Origin of the sequence: Clostridium sp., from assembly GCF_034179595.1 — a bacterium.
Lineage (GTDB): Bacteria > Bacillota > Clostridia > Clostridiales > Clostridiaceae > Clostridium.
In genome coordinates this window covers 42,243-68,509 of sequence record NZ_JAXFPT010000064.1, presented here as the reverse complement: position 1 = coordinate 68,509, position 26,267 = coordinate 42,243, and the positions used below count along the sequence as shown (strand labels likewise).

The window sequence follows — 26,267 nt, the reverse complement described above, 5'->3', positions numbered from 1 at the left end:
TGATATAATATTTTTAGATTATTACAAAGGAGAACTTATATGAAATATTATTTTGCGCCAATGGAAGGCATTACTGGATATATATACAGAAATTCTTATAATAAGTTTTTTGATAATATTGATAAATACTTTACACCTTTTATTGTTCCAAACAATAGTAGAAGTCTTAAAACAAAAGAATTAAGAGATATTTTACCTGAGAATAATGAAGGGATAAATATAATACCACAAATACTTACTAATGATTCAGAGGGTTTTATTTTTACTGCACAAAAATTAAAAAGGCTAGGATATGATGAAATTAATCTAAATTTAGGTTGTCCATCTGGAACTGTTGTTGCAAAAAATAGAGGATCAGGCTTTTTAGCTAAAAGATATGAACTTGATAAATTTCTAGAAGAAATATTTAAAATAGATGATATGAAGATTTCTATAAAGACTAGAATAGGAAAAGAATCACCAGAAGAATTTTATGAGCTTATAAAGATTTATAATAAGTATCCTATGGAAGAGCTTATTATTCACCCAAGAACAAGATCAGATTTTTATGGAAATAAACCTAACTTAGAAGTATTTAAAGATGCATTAAATTTAAGCACCAATACAATATGTTACAATGGAGATATTTTTACAAAAGAAGATAATGATAAATTGATAGAAACTTTCCCTAAAGTAGATAAGATAATGATAGGGAGAGGAATACTTGCAAATCCAGGATTAATGGGCGAGATTAAAGATGGTACTTTTGTGGATAAAAAAATATTAAAGGATTTCCATGATGAAATCTTTAATAATTATAGAGAATTATTTAATGAAGATAGAAATGCTATCTTTAGAATGAAAGAATTATGGGGATATATGATTCACATATTCTCAGACAATAAAAAGTATGCTAAAAAGATAAAGAAAGCACAAAAATTAGATGCTTATAATGATGCTGTTTCAAGTTTATTTGAAGAGCAGGAAATTATAAAAGGTGCAGGATTATTTAGTCAAAAGTAAAATATATTTATATTTTAGTAAAGTTGGAGTTAGATTAAATGAGTGAAAATATATTTAAGATTTTAAATTATGATAAGTTTAAATGTATAGCAGATAAATGTGAATTTACTTGTTGTAAGGGTTGGGAAATTAATATAGATAATAGTACTTATAATAAGTGGAAAAGTGAAAATTTAGATTATCTTTTAGAAAAGGTAGAAGTAAAGGATAAAAAAGAAGTTTATTTTATAAATAAAGAAAATCATGAGGATTGTCCTTTTTTAGATAAGCAAGGTTTATGCGATATAGTAAAAAATCATGGAGAAGAGTATTTATCGCTAACATGCCATACATTTCCTAGAATAGAGAATGTTTTTGATGATAGGAGAGAATTGTCATTATCATGTTCTTGTAAAGAAGTAGTAGAGATTATAAGTAATCTAAATAAAAAGATAAATTTAAGCTTAGAAAATTATATAAGAATTAATGATGATTTATCAGAACTTAGAATTAGAGAAGCTTTAATCTATATTATGCAACAAGAAAACATATCTTTAGAATATAAGCTTATTATTTGCTTTGAAATGTTATTATCTATTTTAGAAAATGAAAGCTTTAATAAAAAAGAGGATTTATTAGAAGAAATAGAGAAATATAGAGATAGAAATTACATACAAAATATTATTTTAACATATAAAAATATTGAATTAGATATATATGATTCAATTGAAGAGGTTAATAATTTATTTTTAGATATCATAGAAAATTATAAAGAGATTCCTATGTTCAATGATATTTTAAGTGATATTTCAAGCTTTGCAGAAGAATTTGAAATTGAAGATATAGAAATAAAGTGGAATTCTTATAAAGAAGAATTTAATAGATATAATGATTTAATTGAAAATATTATTGTATCTAAAATTATAAGTAATTGCGTAAATGATGATATTGAAGAAATGATAGTATCTTTTGAACTTATTATACTAGATTACTTATTAGTAAGACATGCTACATTTTTAAAATACTATATAGATGAAGAAAAATTGTATATCAAAGATATAAAGAATTATATTGTAGCTTTTTCAAGAATTATTCAAAATAATAGCGATGCAGTTAAAGAGTTTTTAAAAGATGGGTTTGATGATGTTATTTTAGAACTTGGATATTTATGTTTTATAAGTTTATTTTAAATAATATAATAAATTGAAATATAGGGGAGATGAGGGTAAGTTTATGAAAAGAGCAATATTTTTAGATATAGATGGTACTATATTAGATTGTATTAGAGGAATAACAGAAATTACACCTAAGGTAAAGGCAGTTATTCGTATGCTACAAAAGAATGGAGATTATGTTTTTATTGCAACTGGTAGACCATATGCATTTTTAAGTAAAGCTATATTAGATTTTGGTTTTGATGGATTTATATTAGCAAATGGAGCTCAAGTTATAATAGACAATAAGGTTATTTATGAAAATCCTATGGACAAAGAAGATGTAAAAGAAATAACAACTGACCTTGAAAAGATTAATGTTCAATATATTTTAGAAGGTAAAACTTATGCATATATGAAAGAAGAATTCAAGGATTTTTATGCTTTTTATGATAAAGTTGGAGTTTCAAAAGAAAATATAAAAGCTAAATATGATTTAGAACAAATAGATGTTTATAAAATAGAAATGCTATGCCAAAACGATCATGATGCTAAATTATGTATAGATTTAATAAAAAGGAATCCAGATTATGATTATTTTGCAAGTATAAGTAAAAATGCATTTGAATTATACCTAAAGAAAAATACAAAAGCTACTGGAATTTTAAAAGCAATAGAATATCTAGATATCCAAATTGAAAATACTTATGCTTTTGGAGATGGAAAAAATGATATAGAAATGCTATCAACAGTTGGATGTGGTATAGCTATGGGTAATGCTTGTAATGAAGTTAAAAGTTGTGCAAATAAAGTTACTGATACCGTTAATAATGATGGGGTAGCGGTAGGTATTGAAAATTATATTCTTTGCTAATATTGATTAATAGAAAAGTCCACAAAATATACGTGGACTTTTTTGTATTATAATATTTCTAAAATTTCAACTGTATAAGTTTCTTCTGGTGCATTAACTGTAACGATATCGCCAGCCTTTTTACCTGATAATGCTTTTCCAAGGTCTGATTCTACACTTATAAGCATATTTTCAGGATCTAAGTCCATTGTAGTTACAAGTGTTACTACAGTTTCAAAATCATCTTCTATAAATTTAACTCTAGCTTTGCTATTTATACCTAAAACTGATTTATCTACGCTCTTATCATCTACAACTGTCGCAGTTGAAATCATAGTTAATAAGTATTGAATTCTATTGTCATTTTCTCTATAATTTGCACATGCTTCTTTGTATTCAGCATTTTCAGATCTATCTCCATGAGCAGCAGCTATTAATTTTTCCTTTGCTATTTCAGCTCTTTTTACAGTCATTCTATATTCTAATTCTTCTCTTAATTTCTTAATATTTTCTTCTGTTAATTGATTGTGCATAAAATTAAACCTCCATAAAAATACATTATATTAATATTATATAACAGATTTATAAAAAAGGCATGGAGAGGATACTAATATTATTTATGTATAAGTAATATTAATATTATAAGAAAGTAATAATTTGGAGGAATACATGGGAGAATAATTAAGAATTATTTGTGCAAATTATAATTTGATGATATTACAAATATGAGTAATAAATTGTATGCTTAAATTAGCATACAATTTATTATTTACTAGGATGGAACTTTATATCAGCATATTGTGTAGGCAAGTAATGTTTATTAAACATAATAGGATGATTACTATTTTTATATAAAGCTTCTTCAACTAGGAAAAATTGATTTTCGCAAGAGATAGGATGAGATTTAGTAATAAAGTTTCCAGTCTTTGAGAATTTTATATTAATTGATGCATCATTACATATTTCATAAATAGTTTCTTCAATAAATTTAAGTAATTTATCTCTATTATTTAAATCAAGATTAAATGTAGATATAACTTCTATTGGAATTGTAGTAAATGTATAGGCTATTGTTTTTGAATCACACATATACCATCTATCTATGACAACTGTTGCAACAGATTCCTCTCCTAATATTTTTATAAAATAATCTGAAGGTGGCTGTATCTTAAAATCAAATTCTATTTTATCTATCTTATGATCTAGGCATTTATAAATAATATGTCCTATTTTTTCTAAACCAGTTTTCATTTCATTATTTTCTTTTGTAATAAAATTACCTTTGCCGTGTATATTTTTTATTAGACCATCATCTTTAAGCAAAGATAATGCTTGGCGTAATGTAGTTCTACTTACTCCTAGTGATTTTGCAAGGTTTGGTTCTGAAGGTAATCTACTTCCTTTAGGAAAAGTACCTTCGTTTATCATTTTAAAAAGTTTATTATATACTTTAACATATCTTAACTCTTTTGCTTTATCTATTATATTAATATTATTCATTTTAATCACCTTTCAAATAAATAGACAAGTTTAAATACAAGTTAAGTATTATAAACTTATCTATTATATAAATTATAAAATATTTTTAGAAAATATCAAATCAAATATAGGCAAAATGTGTAAACGATTGACGATTTTTAAATTATCGAGTATTATTTATATATTAAAATACACAACAAAATAGACAAGTTAATTTGTCTAAAATTTAGGAGGAATTTAAATGATTTATTCACAAGGTTCAGAAAAACAATATCATATAGATGTAGCACCAGGAGAAGTTGGAAGATATGTAATAATGCCAGGAGATCCTAAAAGATGTGCTAAAATAGCTAAATACTTAGATAATGCAAAGCTTGTTGCAGATAACAGAGAATATGTAACATATACTGGAGAACTAGATGGAGTTAAGGTAAGTGTTACTTCAACAGGAATTGGTGGTCCATCAGCAGCTATCGCATTAGAAGAATTAGTTAAATGTGGAGCAGATACATTTATAAGAGTAGGTACATGTGGTGGAATGGATCTTGATGTAAAAGGTGGAGACATAGTAGTAGCTACAAGTGCTATTAGAGCAGAAGGAACTACTAAAGAATATGTTCCAGTAGAATTCCCAGCAGTTGCAAATTTAGATGTTATAAATGCATTAGTACAAGCATCAAAAAATTTAAATGAAACTTATCATGTTGGAGTTGTTCAATCAAAAGATTCTTTCTATGGTCAACATTCACCAGAAACTAAGCCAGTAGGATATGAATTAATGAATAAATGGGATGCATGGGTTAAATGTGGATGTCTTGCATCAGAAATGGAAGGAGCAGCTTTATTTATAGTTGGAAGCTACTTAAGAGTAAGAGTTGGAGCAGTATTTTTAGCTATGGCTAATCAAGAAAGAGAAAAAGCTGGTCTTGAAAACAAACAAGTTCATGATACTGAAGGAGCTATAAAGGTAGCAGTTGAAGGAATCAGAAACTTAATAAAATTAGATAAAGAAAACGGAAAGTTATAAGATAGATATAAAATTTTGAAAGGAGTTTAGGGTTTATGAGTAAATATAAAAGAATTTTTACTATAGTAATAGATTCACTAGGAATTGGTGCTATGCCTGACTCAAAAGAATATGGAGACGTAAATGTTGATACACTTGGACATATAGCTGAATCAGTTGAAAATTTTAATATTCCTAATCTACAAAGAATGGGTATTTCAAACTTACACAAGATAAAACATGTTGATGCTTCTAAAAAACCACTTGGTTATCAAATGAAGATGAAGGAAGCAAGTGTTGGAAAAGATACTATGACAGGACATTGGGAAATGATGGGCCTTCATATAACAAAACCTTTCCAAACATTTACAGAAACAGGTTTTCCACAAGAATTATTAGATGAATTAAGTGAAAAGACAGGTCATAAGATTGTTGGAAACAAGAGTGCAAGTGGGACAGAAATACTAGATGAACTTGGTGAACATCAAATGAAAACTGGTGATATGATAGTTTATACATCAGCAGACTCAGTTTTACAAATATGTGGTCACGAAGAAACGTTTGGATTAGATGAATTATATAGATGCTGCGAAATTGCAAGAGAGATAACACTTAAAGATGAGTGGAAAGTTGGAAGAGTTATTGCAAGACCATATTTAGGGGACAAAAAAGGTGAATTTAAGCGTACAAGTAATAGACATGATTATGCTTTAAAACCATATGGCAAAACTGTTCTTAATGAATTAAAGGATAATAATTTTGATGTAATTTCTGTAGGTAAAATCAAAGATATATTTGATGGAGAAGGAATTACAGAAGGACATAAATCAAAAAGTTCAGTTCATGGAATGGAACAAACATTAGAAATAATGGATAAAGACTTTAATGGATTATGCTTTGTAAACTTAGTTGATTTTGATGCTCTTTGGGGACACAGAAGAAATCCTAAAGGATATGCAGAAGAATTAGAAAAGTTTGATGTTAATTTAGGTAAGGTATTAGATAAATTAAATGATGATGATTTATTAATAATAACTGCTGACCATGGTAATGATCCAACTTATACAGGAACAGATCATACAAGAGAATATGTACCATTTTTAGCATATTCACCTTCAATGAAAGGCGATGGACAGTTAGAAACAGCAGAAAACTTTGCAACAATTGGAGCAACTATAGCTGACAATTTTGGTGTTAAAATGCCAGAAGGAACTATAGGAGAATCTATTTTAGAAAAGCTTGTATAATTATTGTATTTTATAAAAATAAATATATGTAACAAAAAACTCTACTTAAAGTTTTTAAGTAGAGTTTTTTGTTGGTTTTATTATTTTTTGTTTTTAAGTTCTTTTGCTTCCTTTTCAGTTAATCCACAAGGTACCCAAGGATAATCAGGACTTAATGGATCGCAAGGTGCTGTTACATCAACTTCTTTTTGATCATCTGAAGACTGATTAGGGATATTTACATTTTTTAAATTTTCTTTATGAGTCATTTAAAAGATCTCCAATTTTAAATTTATAATTAAGGTGGTTTTATTTATTATTTGTAATTATTTATTAAAAAATTCATTAAGTTTTTTAGAATTTTATAATTATAATAAACAGTTAAAGTTAAGCAAAAAATCCAAATTAATCATATAAATAAAAAATTATTGACAAATTTTAAGTAAAAGTATGTTAAAGATAATTAAAATATAATAAAATATGGGAAAAAATAACTATTTATATATTTTTATTATTTTATTTGCAACTATCATCATAATAATGTAAAATGTTTACAAAAGGATATTAAAATATTATCATGTCAACTATGGTTATTTATGCTTTTAATGGGTAAAAAGTATTATTAAAAAGAGATTGAGAATTCATATTTTATAACAAAATATTTTTAGTTTAATTTTACCAATAGTTAGACATAATTAATTTTATAAGAGAATATTCATTTAGAGTATCTTAAACTTTATTGTATTTATATGAGATTGCAATAAAAGTAAGTATAAAAGGATGGTGTATTTAAATGAAGGTACTTGTTATAAATTGTGGTAGTTCATCTTTAAAATATCGTTTAATTGATATGGCAAAAGAAGAATGTATTGCAAAAGGATTAGTTGAAAGAATTGGTCTTAAAGACTCTGTTTTAACACAGAAATCAAAAGTTAAACATGAATATAAAATTAGTGAAGAGGTTAAAGATCACCAAGAAGCTATTAAATTAGTTCTTAAAGCATTAGTTGATAAAGATAGTGGAGTAATATCATCAATGGAGGAAATAGGTGCTGTAGGACATAGAGTAGTTCATGGTGGCGAAAGATATGAAAATTCTGTCATAATAGATGATGATGTATTAAGTTATTTAGAAAAATGTTCAAAGCTTGCTCCATTACATAATCCATCAAATATAATTGGAATAAGAGCTTGTCAAGAAATAATGAAAGGTGTTCCTATGGTAGCTGTATTTGATACAGCATTCCATCAAACAATGCCAGAGGTTGCATATATTTATCCAATAGAATATAAATTATATGAAGATTATAGAATAAGGAAATATGGATTCCATGGAACTTCTCATAAATATGTATCAAATAAGCTTGGAGAAATTTTAGGTAAAGATATAAAGGATTTAAAAATAATAAGCTGCCACTTAGGAAATGGAGCAAGTATAACTGCTATTAAAGATGGTAAATCATTTGATACTACTATGGGATTTACACCTCTTGAAGGGATAGTAATGGGAACAAGATCTGGAAGTATAGATCCTGCAATTCCAACATATCTTATGAAAGAATGTAACTATACATTAGAAGAAGTTGAAACTTCATTAAATAAGAAATCTGGAGTTTTAGGGATATCAGGAGTAAGTTCAGATTTTAGAGACATAGAAAAGGCAGTAGCAGAGGGAAATGAAAGAGCTAAATTAGCTTTAGATATATTCCACTACAAGATTAAAGGACAAATTGGTGCATATATAGCTCAAATGGGTGGAGTAGATGCAATTATTTTCACAGCAGGAGTTGGAGAAAATGGCCCAGAAAGTAGAGAAGCTTGTTTAAGTGGACTAGAATTTTTAGGAATCAAATTAGATAGTGAAAAAAATAAATCAAGGGGAAAATTAACTGAAATCTCAGCAAAAGATTCAAAAGTTAAAGTATATGTTATTCCAACTAATGAGGAACTTATGATAGCTAAGGAAACTGTGAATTTATTAAAATAAGCTTTAAAAATAAGAATCCTAATAGATTAGGATTCTTATTTTATGTTACTTAGTTTAAGCTAAATTTACATAAGCTTATTAAAAGCTTAAAATTATAGTAATATAATGAAAAAAGAGATATATAAATAATATGGGTTTAAATTTCATTAATTAATATGATCGCTTTGGAATCCTTCACGTTTAACTGAGTGTTTTTTTCTAGTTCTATTATGGTTTTTTCCCTCTTCATCAGTTATAGTTGTTTGAAAATTAGATTTTTTTAGTCTAGCTTCTTTTTTATCAGGTTGACTATCTTTTGGCATATTTTCACCTCCAATAATTGATAGTATTAGTATGGATAAAATAGATTTAAAAAACACATGGAAATTAAGGGGAAAATTAAAAATTTAACAATTAAGTTTATGAAAAATTACTAAAAGTAAATTATAAAATTTTATTGATGAAAATTAAGTATACTGGTATTATTAGTTGTGAATTACATTATTAAAATTTTATAGTTATTGATGAAGGTACTGAGATTATTTAAAGAGAAAATATTAAAATAAATTTATGTTGTGTGCAATAATATAGGGGAGAGTAATCAATATGGAAAAACAAAAAAGTAGTCGAAAAAAAATAATTATAGGTATTGTAATTGCAGCTTGTGTATTACTTGCAATATATCTAGGTATTTCGTTTTATTTTGTTAACCACTTCTACTTTGGATCCGAGATTAATGGTATAAATGTGTCAGGTGAAACTGTCGAACAAGCAAGCAAAAAGATATCATCACAAATTGGATCATATAAATTAGATTTAGAAGGTAGAGACAATTTAGATGCACAAATCACAGCATCTGATATAGGATTGCAATATAATTCAGAAAATAAGATTCAAGAATTAAAAGATAATCAAAATCCATTTGCATGGATATTCCACATTTCTAAATCTAATAATTCAGAAGTAACAGAAATGGCTTCATATGATAAAACTAAATTAGATGAATGTATAAATGACTTACCTTATTTTGAAAGTAACAATATAGTATCACCTAAAAGTGCTAGTTTAATATATGAAAATGGTGAATTTAAAGTTGTAGATGAAGTTTATGGAACTAAGGTTAATAAAAAAGCTTTATATAACGCAATTGTAAAGGCTATAGCTGATGGACAACGTACATTAAATTTAGATGAAGCTAATTGTTATGAAGCACCAAAATATACAACAAAATCACCAAAATTAGAACAAGCAAAAGAAACACTTGAAAAATATTTAAAGAGTGATATAACTTATACAATTGGAGAAAATACAGTTAACTTAAATAAAGAAACAATAGGCAACTGGCTTGGAGTTAATGAAGATTTAGATCCTGTTGTTAATGAGATAAAGGTTACTGATTATGTAACTAACTTAGCTAAAACTTATAACACATATGGAAAAACAAGAGGCTTCCAAACTACAGGTGGAGGAGTAGTACAAGTTCCAGGTGGAGATTACGGATGGGCAATTAGTATTCCAAATGAAACAGAAGCATTAACAGAAGATATAAAATCAGGAAAAAATGTAAAGAGAAATCCTAAATATTCTCAAACAGCTGCAGCTTATGGACAAGATGATATTGGAAATACTTATGTTGAAATAAATATGTCAAAACAACATTTATGGTATTATAAAAATGGACAACTTATAGTTGAAGGAGATATTGTAACAGGTAACGAAAGTAAAAAATGGGGAACTCCAGAAGGGACTTATAGATTAAAGTATAAGGAAAAAGATGCAACACTAAGAGGAGAAGGATATAGTTCAAAAGTAAGCTATTGGATGCCATTTAATGGTGGAATTGGTCTTCATGATGCAACTTGGAGAAATACATTCGGTGGAGAAATCTATAAGACTAGTGGATCACATGGTTGCGTAAACTTACCACCTGCAGTAGCACAAAAGATATTTAATAATATAGATGCTAATACACCAGTTGTTTGTTATTTTGAGTAGACAATTTAAGTTAAATAAAAAACCTACATCAAACTTGATGTAGGCTTTTTTTATATTATTTTAACATTATAGTCTTTAAGCCAAGTATTTATTTGGATTAAATAAGCAATAAGCTGTGGACCAGTCATAAGTTGACCATACCAAGGTGTTTTGTATGAAGAACCTTTAGAATCAACAATGCCTTTAACAAATGTTTTATCTATTAGAGGAAGGATTGGAGAAGTGCTGTCATTTAATATATCATTCATGCTAGAACATACAAGATCTGTATATATAGGATTATGAGTCTTAGGATAAGGACTCTTTTTTCTATATATAATATCTTTTGGAAGAATATTTTCAAGAGATTTTCTAAGAAGTCCCTTTTCTCTTCCATCTAATAATTTTATATTACTTGGAATATTAAAAGCATATTCTACTATTCGTCTATCTGCAAATGGGACTCTAACTTCAAGGCTATTTGCCATACTCATTCTATCTTTACGACTAAGTAGTGTTATCATAAACCATTTTATATTTAAATAGAATAACTCTCTCATTCTAAAATCTTCTTTAGATTCATTATCTAAGTGAGGAACTTCTTTTAATGATTTATTATATTGTTCTTGAGCAAAATCATATATTTTAAGAGATTTAAGTTCATCACTTAAAATAGATTTCCTATCATCTATAAATCTTGACCATGGGAAGGTATTTGCATATTTCATATCATTATTAGTAAACCAAGGATAACCACCGAAAAGTTCATCTGCACATTCTCCAGATAGTGCAATTACAAAATCTTTTTTTACTTCTTTGCAAAATAGATAAAGCGAAGAATCTACATCGGCCATTCCAGGAAGATCTTTAGCTAAAACAGCATCCTTTAATGCATAAACTAAATCTTTTTGCTTAAGATTTACTGTCCTGTGGTCAGTATCTAAATATTTAGACATAACTAATGCCCAATATTGGTCAGAGGTTGGTTGGAAAAGTGATGCTTTAAAATATTTATCATTATCTTCATAATCTATGGAATAAGTAGTAAGCTTTTTATTTTTCTTTTTATATTCATTAGATGCTATAGCTGATATTGCAGATGAATCTAAACCTCCAGATAAGAATGTGCAAAGAGGAACATCACCAACAAGTTGTCTTTTAATTGCATCTACTAATAAATCACGTGTATGACATACAGCATCATCTATACTTTCATTATTTTCTTTAGCTTCTAATTTCCAATATTCTTTCATCTTAAAATTACTAGGATTTACTATTATATAATTTGCTGGAGGAACTTCTTTTATATCTTTATAAACCCCACTACCTGGAACAATTGATGGTCCAAGTGCAAATAATTCTGTTAGGCCATCTTTATCTATTTTTGCTTCAACATAAGGATGGGCTAAAAGTGTTTTTATTTTAGAACCAAATATAAATGTATTATTTTTTACTGTATAATATAATGGTTTAACTCCCATAGAATCTCTTGCTAAAAGAACTATGTTATTTTTTTCATCATATATAGCAAATGCAAATATTCCATTTAATTTATTTACACAATCACTTCCAAAACACATATATGATGTAAGTAAAACTTCAGTATCAGAATAAGATTCGAATTTAAATCCATTATTAATTAATTCTTTTCTTAAATCTTCTGTATTATAAAGTTCGCCATTATAAACTATAGTGTATTTGTATCCATTTAAAGTTTTAGTCATAGGTTGTATGCCACCTTTAGGGTCAACAACTACAAGTCTTCTATGACCTAAAAGCACATTAGGAGAGTAGTAGTATCCAAAAGAATCTGGACCTCTTTTAATTAAGGTATTAACCATATTTTCTAATATATCTTTATCATTTGAAATATTTTTTTTGAAATTAATAATACCTGCAATTCCACACATATATAAACCTCATTTCACAATTTAATTTTTATAAAAGTATGTTATAAAATATGATTTTAATTAAAATGAAGTTACAAATTTTAGTTTTAAGTGTATACTATATTAATCTTTTTGTATTTTCTTGTCTATAATTTACGTAAAAGCTATTTATAGTTATGAAAGATTGATATATACTATTAAATAGATATATTATTTTTGAGTAGAATGTAATTTATATTTGAAATTATTAAAAGGAGAGATGAGTAATGACTGAATTAAATCATGAGCTTGGAATAATAGCATTAGAAAGTTGTAAGGAATTAGGAAATGCAGTAGATAAATATATTCAAACAAAAAGAAATTGCAATGATTCATTTTTAATTCCAACAAATGAAATAAGATTTTCAAATGGAGAAGGAAAAGTAAAAATTTCTGAAACTGTTAGGGGAAAAGATATTTACATATTATGCGATATAGGAAACTATAGTTGCACATATAAAATGTTTGGTTTTGAAAATCATAAAGGACCTGATGAACACTTCCAAGATATAAAGAGAACTATTTCAGCTATAAAAGGAAAAGCCTCAAGAATTACTGTAATTATGCCACTTTTATATGAGTCAAGACAACATAGACGTAAGGGAAGAGAATCACTAGACTGTGCATTAGCACTTAGAGAACTTGAAAGATTAGGCGTTGATGAAATTTTAACTTTTGATGTTCATGATCCTAATGTTCAAAATGCAGTTCCTTTAATGTCATTTGAAAACATATATCCAACATATGATATAGTAAAATCACTTATAAAAGATCAAAGTTCATTAGAATTAAACAAAGATAAATTACTTGTAATAAGTCCAGATACAGGAGCTATGGATAGAGCTATCTATTATTCAAGTGTTTTAGGTGTAGATGTTGGTTTATTCTATAAAAGAAGAGATCATTCATTAATAGTTAATGGTAAAAATCCTATAGTTGAACATGAATACATGGGAAGAGATGTTGAAGGAAAAGACGTATTAATAGTTGATGATATGATAGCTTCAGGAGAATCAGTTTTAGATATTGCACTAGAATTAAAGAATAGAAAAGCTAGAAATGTATATGTTGCAACTACTTTTGCATTCTTCACAGAAGGATTAGAAAAGTTTGATAAATTCTATAAAGATGGAGTAATAACAAAGGTTTACTCAACTAACTTAACATATGTACCAGATAAGTTAAGAGATTCAGAATGGTTCTTTAGAGTTGATATGTCAGAATTCTTAGCAAGAATAATAAATAGATTAAACTATGGTAAATCTATTGCTAAATACATGGATGCAACAGAAATAATACGTAGATTATTAAATGAATAATAAAAATATAAAAAGCAGAAGTGCAGTGCATTTCTGCTTTTTGTTATGAAATATATTTAATTAAAATTTTTTACTTATTTCTTCTCTTTGAATTCTTTTTAAATCTTTTAGTCTTAGATGTGTTTTATCCATGATTTTTTCAAAAGTTTCTCCATCAATAATCATTTGTTTTGCTAAGTCGTGTGCAGATTTATTTTCAATATCCATAATTATATCCTCCTATAATTTTATTCATTAATTAGTTTGGCTTAAATATATATAGATATTCACAGAATAATATATAATTTAAAATAATAAAAAATTTTAAAGATTTACGGAATTTTTTGGTGTATAATAAAGAAAACTTAATTTTAAAACGTGGGTAAAAGTTAAGTATTATAAAATATTTATTAGGAGAAGGGGAAAATGAAAATAGATTGGAATAAAAAATACAATACAATAGCTGCATATGTATTTATTGTAGTGTGTGCTGTAATTTTATTTTATTTAGCAGTATCACAGCTAGGAGTAGTTTTAGACAAGATAAATAGTATAGTAGGCATATTTAAGCCATTTATTATGGGATTTGCTATAGCCTATATTTTAGATTTTATTTTAAGATTTTATGAAAATAGGGTATTTAAGCTTTCATTTTTTAAGAAATTTAAAATGAAATCAAAAAGAGGAATTGGCTTATTATTAACATATATAACAGCTTTTTTAATAGTGGGATTATTTATTCAATTTGTTCTTCCACAACTTATAAGTAGCTTAATTGGATTAATTAATGATGTTCCACATTATATAGCTAAAACAAGTACATTTATTAATGACACTATTTCTAAAGTGGGTATACAAGAACATTATCTAGTTACATTAAATGATAAATTTAATACGTTTATTGATTATGTAATTAATTTTTCAACGAATTTGATTCCTATGATTGGAGGAATATTTGCTGTTATCTTATCAAGTGTATGGAATATAGTGCTTGGGATAATAATTTCTATTTATCTTTTGATAGAAAAAGAGAAGTTTTTTGCACTTAGTAAAAAGATTACTTATGCATTATTTCCAAAAACAATTGCACAGAGAGTAATCAAGCTAACACATATGAGTAATGAAACATTTGGTAAGTTTTTAAGTGGAAAAATATTAGATTCATTAATAATTGGAGTTTTAACTTTTATTATATTAGCAGTAGTTAAAATGCCATACACACTATTAATATCTATAATAATAGGTATAACAAATATAATTCCATTTTTCGGACCTTTCATAGGTGCAATACCATCTGTTATAATAGTTTTATTTGTTTCTCCGGTTAGTGCATTCTGGCTTGTTATTATTATATTTATAATACAACAAATAGATGGAAATATAATAGGACCTAAAATTCTTGGTGATTCAATTGGAATATCAGCATTTTGGATATTATTTGCAATATTAGTTGCAGGAAAATTCTTAGGGTTAGTTGGTATGATTATAGGTGTTCCATTATTTGCAGTTGTATATTCTATAATAAAAGAAGTTATAGAAAAGAGATTAGAAAAAAAAGGAATGAATACTGATACAAGAGATTATATGTAAAGTATAATTTGGTATTTGTATATATTTACAATCTAATTTAAATATGATATATTATCAAATATAATTTACCTTAGCAATGTAAATGCTAAGGTATTTTTTTATCTTTAAATTTAATTTTATAAATATATAATTTATCTGAATAAGGAATAAATATTTAATTACAATAAGAATGACTATTCTTATTGTAATTAAATATTTTAATTCATAAAAATAATATAAGGAGGGATAAAATGAAACTGATTTTAAAATATTTAAAAAACTATAAATTGCTGTTTTTATTTAATGTGATATCTGTATTAGGATTTGCATTAGTTGAACTTGGTATTCCAACTGTAATGGCTAAAATCATAGATGATGGAATAGTAAAAAATAATATACTATATACAAGAAAAATGGCAGTAATTATTGTAATAATTTCTTTAGTAGGTACTTTAGGAACAATAATTCTTGGATATTGTTCATCAAAAATATCAACAAGTATAACAAGAGATATAAGAAATGATATTTTTGAGAAAGCACAAGAATTTTCACATAGTGAGTATGATAAGTTTGGTATATCGTCAATGATTACAAGAACAACAAATGATGCTTTCCAATTGCAACAATTTATGAATACTATTTTAAAAGCATCGCTTATAACACCTGTTATGTTTATAGTAAGTTTGATTATGATAATAAAGACTAACTTATCACTATCTTTAGTTTTAGCTATAACAATTCCATTTATAATAGCTGGTATTGTGCTTGTAGCTAAACTTTCATATCCATTATCTAAAAGACAACAAAAAGGATTAGATAAATTAAATCGTATATCTAGAGAAAATCTTACAGGTATAAGAGTAATAAGAGCTTTTGGCAATGAAGATTATGAAACAGAAAGATTTAAAGATACAAATGAAGCTTATGCAACTGTTTCTAAAAAGCTTAATAAGCTTATGTCTACTACTCAACCAACATTCTTCTTTTTATTAAATTTAGCAGCAGTAGCTATATTTTGGATAGCTAGCCATATGATAAATAGAGGTTCTTTAGAAGTTGGACAATTAGTAGCATTTGTAGATTATTTATTCCATGCGATGTTTTCAATTATGTTATTCTCATTAGTTTTTGTAATGTATCCAAGAGCAGAAGTTTCAGCAAATAGAATACAAGAATTATTAGAAGAAGAACCTTTAATAAAAAATCCAGAAAATGGGGTAAAAGATACAAAGCAAACAGGAAGCATAGAAGTTGATAATGTAACATTTACTTATCCATATGGAGAAGAGCCAGTACTTAAAAATATATCATTTACAGCTAAAAAAGGTGAAAAGGTAGCATTTATAGGAAGTACAGGTAGTGGTAAAAGTACCCTTATAAATTTAATTCCAAGATTTTATGATGTTACAAAAGGTAGCATAAAAATAGATGGAGTAGATGTAAGAGATTATGACTTAAAAGCTTTAAGAAGTAAAATAGGATTTATTCCTCAAAAGACATTGTTATTTACAGGTACTATAGGACATAATATAAAGTTTGGTAAAAAAGATGCAAGCCATAAAGAACTTGAACATTCAGCTAAAATAGCTCAAGCATATGAATTTATATCAAAAAAACCTAATAAATTTAATGAAGAGATTACTGAAGGTGGATCAAATGTTTCAGGTGGTCAAAAACAAAGATTATCTATAGCAAGAGCTATAGTTAGAAAACCTGAAATATATATATTTGATGATAGTTTTTCAGCATTAGATTTTAAAACAGATGCAATATTAAGATCTAAGTTAAAAGAAGAGACTAAAGATTCTATAGTCTTAGTAGTAGCTCAAAGAGTTAGCTCAATTTTAGATGCAGATAAGATTATAGTATTAAATGAAGGTGAAGTTGTGGGAGAAGGAACTCACAAAGAGTTACTAAAAAATTGTGAAATCTACTATGAAATTGCTACATCACAACTTACAAAGGAGGAATTAGAAAATGAGTAGAGTTAAAAATTTAAAAACAACTTTCAAAAATATTTCTCCATATGTAAAGCCTTATAAGGTAGGTTTTATAATATCTATATTATGTATAATAGGAGCTGTAACTATAAGTGCAAATTCTCCTAAAATAGAAGGTCTTATTATAACTCAGCTTACAAATGACGTAATAGAAATTGCAAAAGGAGTAAAGGGAGCTTCAGTAAACTTTAATTATGTTGGTAAGATACTTTTAATACTTGCTTTTCTTTATATAATGTATACAACATTAACTTATATATCTAATTTTTTATTAACAAATGCAATTCAAAATACAATAAGAGATTTAAGAAATGCAGTACAAAATAAAATAAGAAGATTACCTATAAGTTATTTTGATGCAAATAGTTATGGAGATGTACTAAGTCGTATATCTAATGATATTGATACAGTATCTAATGCATTGCAACAAAGCTTTAGCCAAGTAATTAATTCTGTACTTGCTGTAGTTTTAGCAATTTCAATGATGTTTACTATAAATACTACTATGGCATTTATAGCACTTCTTATAATACCAATTAGTTATTTTATTTCTAGATTTATTGTTGGTAAGTCACAAAAATTATTTGAAAATCAACAAAATGCACTAGGAAAGTTAAATGGTGCAGTTCAAGAAATGTATACAGGATTTAATGAAATAAAATTATATGGAAAGCAAGATGATGCAGTAGCTGAATTTAAAGAAATAAATGAAGAGCTTTGTAGCAATGGATTTAAGGCACAATTTGTGTCAGGAATAATGTCACCTTTAGTTTCATTAACAACTTATTTAGGAATAGCTTGCATAGCATTTATAGGTCCTGTTTATGCTGTAAGAGGAATAATAACAGTAGGTAATCTACAAGCATTTATTCGTTATATATGGCAAATAAATCAGCCTCTTTCTCAAATAACTCAATTATCATCAACTATACAATCAGCTTTTGCAGCATTAGAACGTGTATTTGAGATACTAAATGAAAAAGAAGAAGTTAAAGATCCAGAAAATCCAGTAAAGATTAAAAACTTACGTGGAGATGTTAAATTTGAGCATGTAAAGTTTGGATATAGTGATGATAAGATATTAATAGAAGATTTAAATATAAATGTTAAAAGTGGGCAAATGGTTGCAATAGTTGGACCTACTGGTGCAGGTAAAACTACGCTAATAAATTTACTTATGAGATTTTATGATATTAAAGGTGGTTCAATTAAGATAGATGGAGTAGATACTAGAGACATGAAACGTGAAGATTTGCGCTCAATGTTTGGTATGGTACTTCAAGATACATGGCTATTTAATGGAACAATACATGATAATATAGAATATGGAAGATTTGGAGCAACAAGAGCAGATGTTGTAGAAGCAGCTAAGATTGCTAATGTACATCATTTTATAAAGACTCTTCCAGATGGATATAATATGTTCTTAAATGAAGAGGCATCTAATATATCACAAGGTGAAAAGCAACTTTTAACTATAGCAAGAGCTATAATATCAAATCCGTCAATTCTTATATTAGATGAAGCAACAAGTTCAGTAGATACAAGATTAGAACAATTACTTCAAAAAGCTATGCAAAACATAATGAAAGGCAGAACAAGTTTCGTTATAGCACATAGACTTTCAACAATTAGAAATGCTGATTTAATATTAGTTATGAATGAAGGAAGTATCATAGAACAAGGAAATCATGAAGAACTTATGGCTAAGGGAGGTTTTTATGAAAAACTTTATAATAGCCAATTTGCAGATAAAGAAGTAAATTAATCTTTTAATGATATACAATGACTTAATAATTAAATTAAAAAAGACTAGGTTAGACTAGTCTTTTTTTTATTAAAAAGTTTGCTTAAATCTAACAAATTGTTAAAAAAAAAGCAATATAATACATGATATAATAACTTTTATACATATATAAATTAATAAAACTATGGAGGTGATAAAAAGTTGTGAATATTTGGAAAAGAAATTTAATAGTTTGTTGGTTTGGGACGTTTGTAACAATGATTGGATTAAGCCAATTAGCACCAATTCTACCTATATACATAAAAGATCTTGGTATAAATAATGTTAATTTAATTGAGCAATTATCAGGTATAGCATTTGGTGTTACCTATATAATATCTGGTATTTTCTCGCCAATTTGGGGTAAACTTGCTGATAAATATGGAAGAAAGCCTATGCTTTTAAGAGCAAGTCTTGGAATGGCTATTGTAGTTTTACTTATGGGATTTGTTCATAATGTATATGTTCTTATAGGACTTAGACTTTTGCAAGGTACTATATCAGGATATAGCACAGCTTGCACAACACTTATTGCTACACAAACTGATAAAGAACATGCAGGAACTGCGCTTGGAACTTTATCAACAGCAGGTGTTGCAGGTTCATTACTTGGGCCAATGTTTGGGGGATATTTAGAAGGAGTAGTAGGAGTTAGAAGTGTTTTCTTTGTAATTGGATCATTATTATCTGTAGTATTTATCCTTACTATATTTTTTGTAAAAGAAGACTTCCATCCTATAGAAGATCATACACTTAAATTTAAAGAAGTATGGAATAAGATTCCTAACAAACAATTAGTAATTGCTATGTTTGTAACAACATTTATGTTACAATTAGCATTTTATTCAATAGAGCCTATTATAACTGTATATGTAACAAGTTTATCTAAAAATATTTCAAATGTTGCATTTGTAGCCGGAATGGTATTTTCAGCATCAGGATTTGCAAATATTTTAGCAGCAAGAAAGCTCGGTAAGTTATCTGATAATATTGGTGCACATAAAGTTATGCTAGTAGCTCTTATATTTGCTGGGGTAGTATTTATACCTCAAGCATTTGTTAAAAATCCTTGGCAACTTATGGGCTTAAGATTTGTATTAGGTTTATCAGCTGCAGGACTTAATCCTTCAATAAATACTATAATTAAAAAAATAACTCCAGATGAAATTGTAGGAAGAACTTTTGGGTTCAATATGACTGCACAATATTTTGGTACATTTAGTGGTTCAATATTAGGTGGTCAAATAGCATCTCATTTTGGAATAAAATATATATTCTTTATTACAAGTGCACTTTTATTATTAAATGCACTTTGGGTATATAATTTAGTCTATAAAAAGATACAAGCAAAAAACAGGTTGAAAATATTGCAAAATTGTAGTAAATTAAATAAGTAAAAGTTATAAATCCACTATGTGGTAGAGGTTCGAGACCATCCCTCTATAAAAAACTAGGCAAATATAACTATTATAGGTTGCAGAGATATATAGGTCATTTCTGCAACCTTTTTATTTTTTATGCCTTAAGATAGTCTTAAGGTATTTTTTTATGCAATTAATTATAAGAAGGAGTAAGTTTTATGGAAAAAAGAAAAGTCATAATAGATTGTGATCCTGGAATAGATGATTCATTAGCTATTATGTTAGCGCTAAATTCAGAAGAATTAGATGTTTTAGGTATTACAATTGTTTCAGGAAATGTACACGGACAAAAAGGTGCAAAGAATGCATTAAAGATATTAAAAAGACTTAATAGATTGGATGTAGGTGTTTATATAGGAGAAGTTGATCCATTAAAGAGGGAGCTTATAACAGCTGAAGATACTCATGGAGAAGATGGTCTTGGAGAAACTTTTTTAGAAGAAGTAACAGAAGTATCATATAAAGAAGGTGCAGTAGATTTTATAATTGAAACTCTAAAAACTCAAAAGGATGTATCAATAATTGCACTAGGACCTCTTACAAATATTGCAAAAGCTATTGATAAAGATAAAGAAGCAATGAAAAATTTAAAAGAATTAGTTCTTATGGGTGGGGCATTTAAGAGTCACGGAAATTGCTCACAAGTTTCAGAATTTAATTTTTGGGTAGATCCACATGCAGCAGAAAAAGTATTTAATGAGTTAGAAAAAAGCATAACGATGGTTGGATTAGATGTAACAAGAGAAGTAGTATTAACTCCAAACTATATTGAAATGATAAAACAATTTAATGAGCCTTTAGGTGATTTAATTGTTGATATAACTAGATTTTATGTAGATTTTCATTGGATGCAAGAAAGAACGCTTGGATGTGTTATAAATGACCCTCTTGCAGTTGCATATTTTATAGATAGAAGTCTTTGTAGTGGAAAAGAATACTATGTAGATATAGTTACAGAAGGAAAAGCTATAGGAATGAGCTTAGTTGATGAGGGTAATTTCTATAGAAAAAAATCAAATTGCCTAGTATTAACAGAGGTAGATTCTAAAAGATTTATGAAAATGTTCTTAAGCAGATTATTTAAAAATCACACAGAAGATATAGAACTTGTTTTAAATTCAGACAAGTATAGTTATTAATTTTATAAATAAAAAAAGAAAGAGGAAGATAAAATATGAAAAAAATTAATGTAAGTACTATGGTATTTATGGCATTATGTATAGTTATAAACATTTTAGGTGGATTTATTGCATTGACATTAAAATTACCTATATATATAGATACTATAGGAACGATTATGTCAGCTATAACATTAGGACCTATATGTGGAGGAATAGTTGGGATATTAACATCTATAGTTAATGGTGCAACTTATGATCCAGTATCATTCTTTTTTATACCAGTACAATTAGTTTTAGGTGTAAGTACAGGTTTATTATTTAGAAGCGGTAAATTTAATGGAATAAAATCTATTTTATCTATAATATTAATAACAGTTTTAGGATCAATTACATCTTCAATTATTACAGCTTTAGTATTTGATGGAGTAACTTCATCTGGATCTAGTATGATAGTTGCAGTTTTAAAGAATTCAGGTGTTAATATAATAACATCAGTATTTTCTACACAAATATTTACTGATTTATTAGATAAGGCAATAAGCTTCTTTATAGTATTTACTGTATTAAAAGCAATGCCAAATAGCATAAGATTAAATTTAAGTAGGGAAAAATAAAAAATACTATGCAATTTTGCATAGTATTTTTTGTTTTAGTTATCATTATCGTATTGAAGAGCATCATATCCTTCTTCGCCAGTACGAATTTTTACTACATTTTCAACGTTATATACAAATATCTTTCCATCACCTATATTACCTGTATATAATATTTTTTTAGCTGTATCTATGATTTCTTGAGGTGGTATTTTTGCAACAACTATTTCTATCTTGATTTTTGGTAAAACTTTAATATCTATTGGAACACCACGGTAGTATTCAATATTTCCTTTTTGCATTCCATAACCATTTACATTTGTAATAGTCATTCCTGCAATGCCTATTTTACTTAAAGCATTTTTAAGAGCTTCAAATTTATTAGGATTAGTTACAATAACAACTTTAGTAAATTTATTTGACTTAGGATAATCTTTATGTTCATTTAAGTTTTCTAAATGCACTTCTTCAGATTGAGGGCTTAAATTTAAGGTGTTATGCACAGGCATAAAGTCAGCATAACTATTTTCTATTCCATGCTCATTTATATCTAAGCCAGTAAGTTCCTCATTTTCAGATACTCTAAGTCCAATAGTACGCTTTATTAAAAGAAATACTATAGTCATAGTTATTAATACCCAAATAAAAACAGAAACTACACCTATAATTTGAATGCCTAAAAATTTAAATCCACCACCATAGAATAATCCATTAGTAGTTGAAAGTAATCCTGTTAATATAGTACCAATAGCACCGCAGAAGCAGTGAACACCAATAGCACCAACTGGATCATCAATTTTAAGAACTTTATCAACAAATTCAACTCCATATACAACGACAATAGAAGAGATTATACCAATTATAAATGCACCAGTAGGAGAGACTAAGTCACATCCAGCAGTTATGGCTACAAGTCCACCAAGAGCACCATTTAATGTCATTGATACATCAGGTTTTTTATATTTTATCCAAGTTATAATCATTGTCACAGTAGCAGCAGTTGCAGCTGCAAGATTTGTTGTTACAAATATTGAAGACATTGAAATTAAAGTAGCATCACCTGTTGCAGATACAGTTGAAGCACCATTAAAACCAAACCAACAGAACCATAATATAAATACACCAAGTGCGCCAAGAGTTAAACTATGACCTGGAATAGCATTTGGTTTTCCATCTTCAGAATATTTGCCTATACGAGGACCTAAAATTTTTGCACCAACTAATGCAGCAACACCACCAACCATATGAACAGCAGTAGAACCTGCAAAGTCATGGAAGCCAAGATTTGCAAGCCATCCACCACCCCATATCCAATGTCCAGAGATTGGATATATAATAGCACTTATAATAAGGCTATAAAGGCAATATGATGAAAATTTAGTTCTTTCAGCCATTGCACCAGAAACTATAGTAGCTGAAGTTGCACAAAAAACTGTTTGGAATATAAGAAACGCCATTGTTGGAAAAGTAGAAGAATAGTCTCCTCTTACAAAAAAGTCAGGAGTTCCGATAATTCCAAAGATTGAATCTCCAAACATAATTCCAAAACCTATTACCCAGAAAATAATTGTTCCAATTGCAAAATCCATGAGATTTTTCATTATTATGTTTCCTGCATTCTTAGCACGAGTAAAGCCAGTTTCAACCATTGCAAATCCAGCTTGCATAAAGAATACAAGAATAGCTCCGATTAGTACCCATATAGTATCTACAGATGAATACATAAAATTCCCCCTTAAGATAAAATATTAAAAATGGCGTATATATTTAAATAGTCTATGAAAAATATACGCCATTTGGTACTAATTTATTTAATTATATGCTAAATAATAAATCTTCGTAAGTTGGATAAGGTAAATATTTTCTTCCAACTAGTGGTTCAAGTTCATCATAAGTTTTTCTTAAAGATTCCATTTGTGAAAGTATAGTGTCTTTATAATAAGTTGCACTAGATAGTATATCAGTAGAATTATACTTTACTTTTGATAGTTTATCATCAAGTTCTGATGTTTTATTATAAAGGCTTAACAATAAATCTGATAATTTAGAAACTAAACTTGTTTCTAAATAGCAATTTATATTAGGGTTTAGTGATTTTTTTGAAAGTCCAGTATTACTTAAGTCGTTAATGTAAGAACATACTGAAGGAATTATATCTTTCTTGACCATTTCAGACATTGTAAGTGCTTCAATATTTATAGTTTTACAATAGTTTTCTAAAAGTATTTCATATCTTGAATAGATTTCAGATTCTGTAAGTACATTATGTTTTTCAAATAACTTTATATTCTTATCCTTTATTAAATAAGGTAATGCATCTACTGTTGTTTTTAAATTTAGTAGTCCACGGCTTTTGGCTTCTTTAACCCATGCATCAGAATAATTATTTCCATTAAAAAGAATTCTTTTATGATTCTTTATTGTGGATTTAATTAAATGCATTAGTGTTTCGTTAAAGTTAGTTGAGTTTTCAAGAGTATCAGCAAATTGTGATAAAGCTTCTGATACAATTGTATTTAAAATTACGTTAGGGCCAGATAATGATAAATTAGAGCCAAGCATTCTAAATTCGAATTTATTTCCTGTAAATGCAAATGGTGATGTTCTGTTTCTGTCGGTTGTATCTTTTTTTAGGTTAGGTAATATGTCTACACCAATTTCTATTTTTGAAGTAGCTTTTTTAATATAAGCTTTATTATTTTCAAGTGATTCTATTATCTCTGTTAAGTCATCACCAAGGAAGATGGAAATTATAGCTGGAGGTGCTTCATTTGCGCCAAGTCTATGATCATTACCAGCACTTGCAACTGAAATTCTTAAAAGGTCTTGATACTCATCTACAGCCTTTATTATTGCAGATAAGAATAATAAAAATCTCGTATTTTCAATAGGAGAATCACCAGGATCTAATAAATTAACTCCAGTATTAGTTGATATTGACCAATTATTGTGTTTTCCACTACCGTTTATGCCATCAAAAGGTTTTTCATGAAGTAAACAAACTAGATTATGTTTATTTGCAATTTTCTTCATTAAATCCATAACTAATTGATTATGATCTGTAGAGACATTAGTAGTTGTAAAAATAGGTGCTAGTTCATGCTGAGCTGGAGCAACTTCATTGTGCTCAGTTTTAGCAAATATTCCAAGCTTCCAAAGTTCCTCATCAAGATCTTTCATATAGGCAGCTACACGAGGTTTAAGTGTTCCAAAATAATGATCGTCAAGTTCTTGTCCTTTTGGAGGCATTGCACCAAATAGTGTTCTACCACAGAATATTAAATCTTTTCTTTTGTTATAAAGATCTTTATCTACTAAAAAATATTCTTGTTCAGGCCCAACAGTAGATAATACTCTAGATATATCAGAATTTCCAAATAATTTTAAAATTCTAAGGCACTCTTTATTTAAAGCTTCCATTGAACGTAAAAGTGGAGTTTTCTTATCAAGTGCTTCACCACTATAGGAGCAAAATGCAGTAGGTATATAAAGGGTATTGTCTTTTACAAATGCAAATGAAGTAGGGTCCCATGAAGTATAGCCTCTTGCTTCAAAAGTTGCTCTTAATCCACCAGATGGGAAACTTGAGGCATCAGGTTCACCCTTTATTAATTCTTTCCCAGAAAACTTTGTTATAGCAGTTCCTTCATTAGTTGAAGAGATAAAGCTATCATGTTTTTCAGCTGTAATTCCAGTCATTGGTTGGAACCAATGTGTAAAATGAGTAGCTCCTTTTTCTATTGCCCAGTTTTTCATAGCACTTGCAACAATATTTGCAACATTTATATCAAGATTAGTACCATTTAATCTAGTGTTTCTTAAAGATTTATATATATCACTTGGAAGTCTAGTTTTCATTACTTCATCATTAAAGACCATAGAACCAAAAATTTCTGTAATATTACTCATATT

At 27.6% G+C, this 26,267-nt stretch carries 22 protein-coding genes and 1 riboswitch; of the genes, 14 read left to right on the top strand and 8 right to left on the bottom strand.

Annotated features, from left to right (window positions below):
• Window positions 1-39 precede the first annotated feature (39 nt).
• From SPJ33_RS07620 to SPJ33_RS07610, 3 genes are read left to right on the top strand one after another with little or no spacing between them, the layout of a single operon-like run.
• Entirely contained in the window at window positions 40-1,002 is a 963-nt protein-coding gene (locus SPJ33_RS07620) for a tRNA-dihydrouridine synthase family protein (protein WP_321117373.1), read from the top strand.
• Window positions 1,003-1,040: 38 nt separating this feature from the next.
• Window positions 1,041-2,171, top strand: coding sequence for a flagellin lysine-N-methylase (fliB, locus tag SPJ33_RS07615; protein ID WP_321117372.1), 1,131 nt, complete (start codon window positions 1,041-1,043; stop codon window positions 2,169-2,171).
• 43 nt (window positions 2,172-2,214) lie between these two features.
• Window positions 2,215-3,009, top strand: a complete 795-nt coding sequence (locus tag SPJ33_RS07610; protein WP_321117371.1) for an HAD family hydrolase — start codon at window positions 2,215-2,217, stop codon at window positions 3,007-3,009.
• Between the two features lie 47 nt (window positions 3,010-3,056).
• Here the strand turns inward: SPJ33_RS07610 and SPJ33_RS07605 are convergent, their stop codons facing one another.
• Together SPJ33_RS07605 and SPJ33_RS07600 are read right to left on the bottom strand one after the other, a co-directional pair.
• On the bottom strand, window positions 3,057-3,521 hold the full coding sequence (locus tag SPJ33_RS07605) for a GreA/GreB family elongation factor (RefSeq protein WP_321117370.1): 465 nt from the start codon (window positions 3,519-3,521) through the stop codon (window positions 3,057-3,059).
• Between the two features lie 232 nt (window positions 3,522-3,753).
• A complete protein-coding gene (locus SPJ33_RS07600; RefSeq protein ID WP_321117369.1) occupies window positions 3,754-4,488 on the bottom strand; it encodes a GntR family transcriptional regulator in 735 nt (244 codons plus the stop codon).
• A 220-nt stretch (window positions 4,489-4,708) separates the two neighbouring features.
• Here SPJ33_RS07600 and udp point away from each other — a divergent pair, with 220 nt between their 5' ends.
• Both udp and SPJ33_RS07590 read left to right on the top strand, forming a co-directional pair.
• Window positions 4,709-5,494 carry a uridine phosphorylase gene (gene udp / locus SPJ33_RS07595; protein WP_321117368.1) on the top strand — a complete coding sequence of 262 codons (786 nt, stop codon included), beginning with the start codon at window positions 4,709-4,711 and terminating at the stop codon, window positions 5,492-5,494.
• 35 nt (window positions 5,495-5,529) lie between these two features.
• Window positions 5,530-6,720, top strand: coding sequence for a phosphopentomutase (locus SPJ33_RS07590; protein WP_321117367.1), 1,191 nt, complete (start codon window positions 5,530-5,532; stop codon window positions 6,718-6,720).
• An 80-nt stretch (window positions 6,721-6,800) separates the two neighbouring features.
• On the opposite strand, the gene SPJ33_RS07585 is transcribed toward SPJ33_RS07590, so the two are convergent.
• Window positions 6,801-6,968 carry a hypothetical protein gene (locus tag SPJ33_RS07585; RefSeq protein WP_321117366.1) on the bottom strand — a complete coding sequence of 56 codons (168 nt, stop codon included), beginning with the start codon at window positions 6,966-6,968 and terminating at the stop codon, window positions 6,801-6,803.
• Window positions 6,969-7,492: 524 nt separating this feature from the next.
• Between SPJ33_RS07585 and SPJ33_RS07580 the strand changes: the two genes are divergently transcribed.
• Window positions 7,493-8,686, top strand: coding sequence for an acetate kinase (locus SPJ33_RS07580; RefSeq protein WP_321117365.1), 1,194 nt, complete (start codon window positions 7,493-7,495; stop codon window positions 8,684-8,686).
• Between the two features lie 146 nt (window positions 8,687-8,832).
• On the opposite strand, the gene SPJ33_RS07575 is transcribed toward SPJ33_RS07580, so the two are convergent.
• Window positions 8,833-8,988: a hypothetical protein gene (locus SPJ33_RS07575; RefSeq protein WP_321117364.1), complete on the bottom strand. Its 156-nt coding sequence runs from the start codon at window positions 8,986-8,988 to the stop codon at window positions 8,833-8,835.
• 283 nt (window positions 8,989-9,271) lie between these two features.
• Here SPJ33_RS07575 and SPJ33_RS07570 point away from each other — a divergent pair, with 283 nt between their 5' ends.
• Window positions 9,272-10,660 carry a L,D-transpeptidase family protein gene (locus SPJ33_RS07570; protein ID WP_321117363.1) on the top strand — a complete coding sequence of 463 codons (1,389 nt, stop codon included), beginning with the start codon at window positions 9,272-9,274 and terminating at the stop codon, window positions 10,658-10,660.
• A gap of 50 nt (window positions 10,661-10,710) precedes the next feature.
• Here SPJ33_RS07570 and asnB read toward each other — a convergent pair whose 3' ends face one another.
• Complete coding sequence (gene asnB / locus SPJ33_RS07565; protein ID WP_321117362.1) at window positions 10,711-12,549, bottom strand: asparagine synthase (glutamine-hydrolyzing); 1,839 nt, start codon at window positions 12,547-12,549, stop codon at window positions 10,711-10,713.
• Between the two features lie 245 nt (window positions 12,550-12,794).
• On the opposite strand from asnB, the gene SPJ33_RS07560 reads away from it, so the two are divergent.
• Window positions 12,795-13,886 (top strand): ribose-phosphate pyrophosphokinase, encoded by a 1,092-nt coding sequence (locus SPJ33_RS07560; RefSeq protein WP_321117361.1) that lies wholly within the window; start codon window positions 12,795-12,797, stop codon window positions 13,884-13,886.
• A gap of 60 nt (window positions 13,887-13,946) precedes the next feature.
• Here SPJ33_RS07560 and SPJ33_RS07555 read toward each other — a convergent pair whose 3' ends face one another.
• Window positions 13,947-14,093: a hypothetical protein gene (locus tag SPJ33_RS07555; protein ID WP_321117360.1), complete on the bottom strand. Its 147-nt coding sequence runs from the start codon at window positions 14,091-14,093 to the stop codon at window positions 13,947-13,949.
• A gap of 198 nt (window positions 14,094-14,291) precedes the next feature.
• Between SPJ33_RS07555 and SPJ33_RS07550 the strand changes: the two genes are divergently transcribed.
• From SPJ33_RS07550 to SPJ33_RS07525, 6 genes are all read left to right on the top strand, one after another.
• Window positions 14,292-15,455 (top strand): AI-2E family transporter, encoded by a 1,164-nt coding sequence (locus SPJ33_RS07550; RefSeq protein ID WP_321117359.1) that lies wholly within the window; start codon window positions 14,292-14,294, stop codon window positions 15,453-15,455.
• A gap of 230 nt (window positions 15,456-15,685) precedes the next feature.
• A complete protein-coding gene (locus tag SPJ33_RS07545; protein ID WP_321117358.1) occupies window positions 15,686-17,419 on the top strand; it encodes an ABC transporter ATP-binding protein in 1,734 nt (577 codons plus the stop codon).
• Window positions 17,412-19,202 (top strand): ABC transporter ATP-binding protein, encoded by a 1,791-nt coding sequence (locus tag SPJ33_RS07540; protein WP_321117357.1) that lies wholly within the window; start codon window positions 17,412-17,414, stop codon window positions 19,200-19,202. The genes SPJ33_RS07545 and SPJ33_RS07540 overlap by 8 nt, the downstream gene beginning before the upstream one ends.
• A gap of 182 nt (window positions 19,203-19,384) precedes the next feature.
• The gene (locus SPJ33_RS07535) at window positions 19,385-20,617 is read left to right on the top strand and encodes a multidrug efflux MFS transporter (protein WP_321117356.1); all 1,233 of its coding nucleotides are present in this window, start codon (window positions 19,385-19,387) and stop codon (window positions 20,615-20,617) included.
• Window positions 20,618-20,635: 18 nt separating this feature from the next.
• Window positions 20,636-20,680, top strand: a riboswitch (PreQ1 riboswitch).
• A gap of 119 nt (window positions 20,681-20,799) precedes the next feature.
• Window positions 20,800-21,780, top strand: coding sequence for a nucleoside hydrolase (locus tag SPJ33_RS07530; RefSeq protein WP_321117355.1), 981 nt, complete (start codon window positions 20,800-20,802; stop codon window positions 21,778-21,780).
• 35 nt (window positions 21,781-21,815) lie between these two features.
• Window positions 21,816-22,376, top strand: coding sequence for an ECF transporter S component (locus SPJ33_RS07525; RefSeq protein WP_321117354.1), 561 nt, complete (start codon window positions 21,816-21,818; stop codon window positions 22,374-22,376).
• A 35-nt stretch (window positions 22,377-22,411) separates the two neighbouring features.
• Here the strand turns inward: SPJ33_RS07525 and SPJ33_RS07520 are convergent, their stop codons facing one another.
• Together SPJ33_RS07520 and SPJ33_RS07515 are read right to left on the bottom strand one after the other, a co-directional pair.
• Complete coding sequence (locus SPJ33_RS07520; protein WP_321117353.1) at window positions 22,412-24,079, bottom strand: ammonium transporter; 1,668 nt, start codon at window positions 24,077-24,079, stop codon at window positions 22,412-22,414.
• Window positions 24,080-24,170: 91 nt separating this feature from the next.
• The gene (locus SPJ33_RS07515) at window positions 24,171-26,264 is read right to left on the bottom strand and encodes a glutamine synthetase III (protein WP_321117352.1); all 2,094 of its coding nucleotides are present in this window, start codon (window positions 26,262-26,264) and stop codon (window positions 24,171-24,173) included.
• Window positions 26,265-26,267: the final 3 nt, after the last annotated feature.

Coding starts and splice junctions, on each gene's coding strand:
- SPJ33_RS07620 (WP_321117373.1), top strand. CDS start 40: ATGAAATATTATTTTGCGCCAATGGAAGGCATTACTGGATATATATAC.
- fliB (WP_321117372.1), top strand. CDS start 1,041: ATGAGTGAAAATATATTTAAGATTTTAAATTATGATAAGTTTAAATGT.
- SPJ33_RS07610 (WP_321117371.1), top strand. CDS start 2,215: ATGAAAAGAGCAATATTTTTAGATATAGATGGTACTATATTAGATTGT.
- SPJ33_RS07605 (WP_321117370.1), bottom strand. CDS start 3,521: ATGCACAATCAATTAACAGAAGAAAATATTAAGAAATTAAGAGAAGAA.
- SPJ33_RS07600 (WP_321117369.1), bottom strand. CDS start 4,488: ATGAATAATATTAATATAATAGATAAAGCAAAAGAGTTAAGATATGTT.
- udp (WP_321117368.1), top strand. CDS start 4,709: ATGATTTATTCACAAGGTTCAGAAAAACAATATCATATAGATGTAGCA.
- SPJ33_RS07590 (WP_321117367.1), top strand. CDS start 5,530: ATGAGTAAATATAAAAGAATTTTTACTATAGTAATAGATTCACTAGGA.
- SPJ33_RS07585 (WP_321117366.1), bottom strand. CDS start 6,968: ATGACTCATAAAGAAAATTTAAAAAATGTAAATATCCCTAATCAGTCT.
- SPJ33_RS07580 (WP_321117365.1), top strand. CDS start 7,493: ATGAAGGTACTTGTTATAAATTGTGGTAGTTCATCTTTAAAATATCGT.
- SPJ33_RS07575 (WP_321117364.1), bottom strand. CDS start 8,988: ATGCCAAAAGATAGTCAACCTGATAAAAAAGAAGCTAGACTAAAAAAA.
- SPJ33_RS07570 (WP_321117363.1), top strand. CDS start 9,272: ATGGAAAAACAAAAAAGTAGTCGAAAAAAAATAATTATAGGTATTGTA.
- asnB (WP_321117362.1), bottom strand. CDS start 12,549: ATGTGTGGAATTGCAGGTATTATTAATTTCAAAAAAAATATTTCAAAT.
- SPJ33_RS07560 (WP_321117361.1), top strand. CDS start 12,795: ATGACTGAATTAAATCATGAGCTTGGAATAATAGCATTAGAAAGTTGT.
- SPJ33_RS07555 (WP_321117360.1), bottom strand. CDS start 14,093: ATGGATATTGAAAATAAATCTGCACACGACTTAGCAAAACAAATGATT.
- SPJ33_RS07550 (WP_321117359.1), top strand. CDS start 14,292: ATGAAAATAGATTGGAATAAAAAATACAATACAATAGCTGCATATGTA.
- SPJ33_RS07545 (WP_321117358.1), top strand. CDS start 15,686: ATGAAACTGATTTTAAAATATTTAAAAAACTATAAATTGCTGTTTTTA.
- SPJ33_RS07540 (WP_321117357.1), top strand. CDS start 17,412: ATGAGTAGAGTTAAAAATTTAAAAACAACTTTCAAAAATATTTCTCCA.
- SPJ33_RS07530 (WP_321117355.1), top strand. CDS start 20,800: ATGGAAAAAAGAAAAGTCATAATAGATTGTGATCCTGGAATAGATGAT.
- SPJ33_RS07525 (WP_321117354.1), top strand. CDS start 21,816: ATGAAAAAAATTAATGTAAGTACTATGGTATTTATGGCATTATGTATA.
- SPJ33_RS07520 (WP_321117353.1), bottom strand. CDS start 24,079: ATGTATTCATCTGTAGATACTATATGGGTACTAATCGGAGCTATTCTT.
- SPJ33_RS07515 (WP_321117352.1), bottom strand. CDS start 26,264: ATGAGTAATATTACAGAAATTTTTGGTTCTATGGTCTTTAATGATGAA.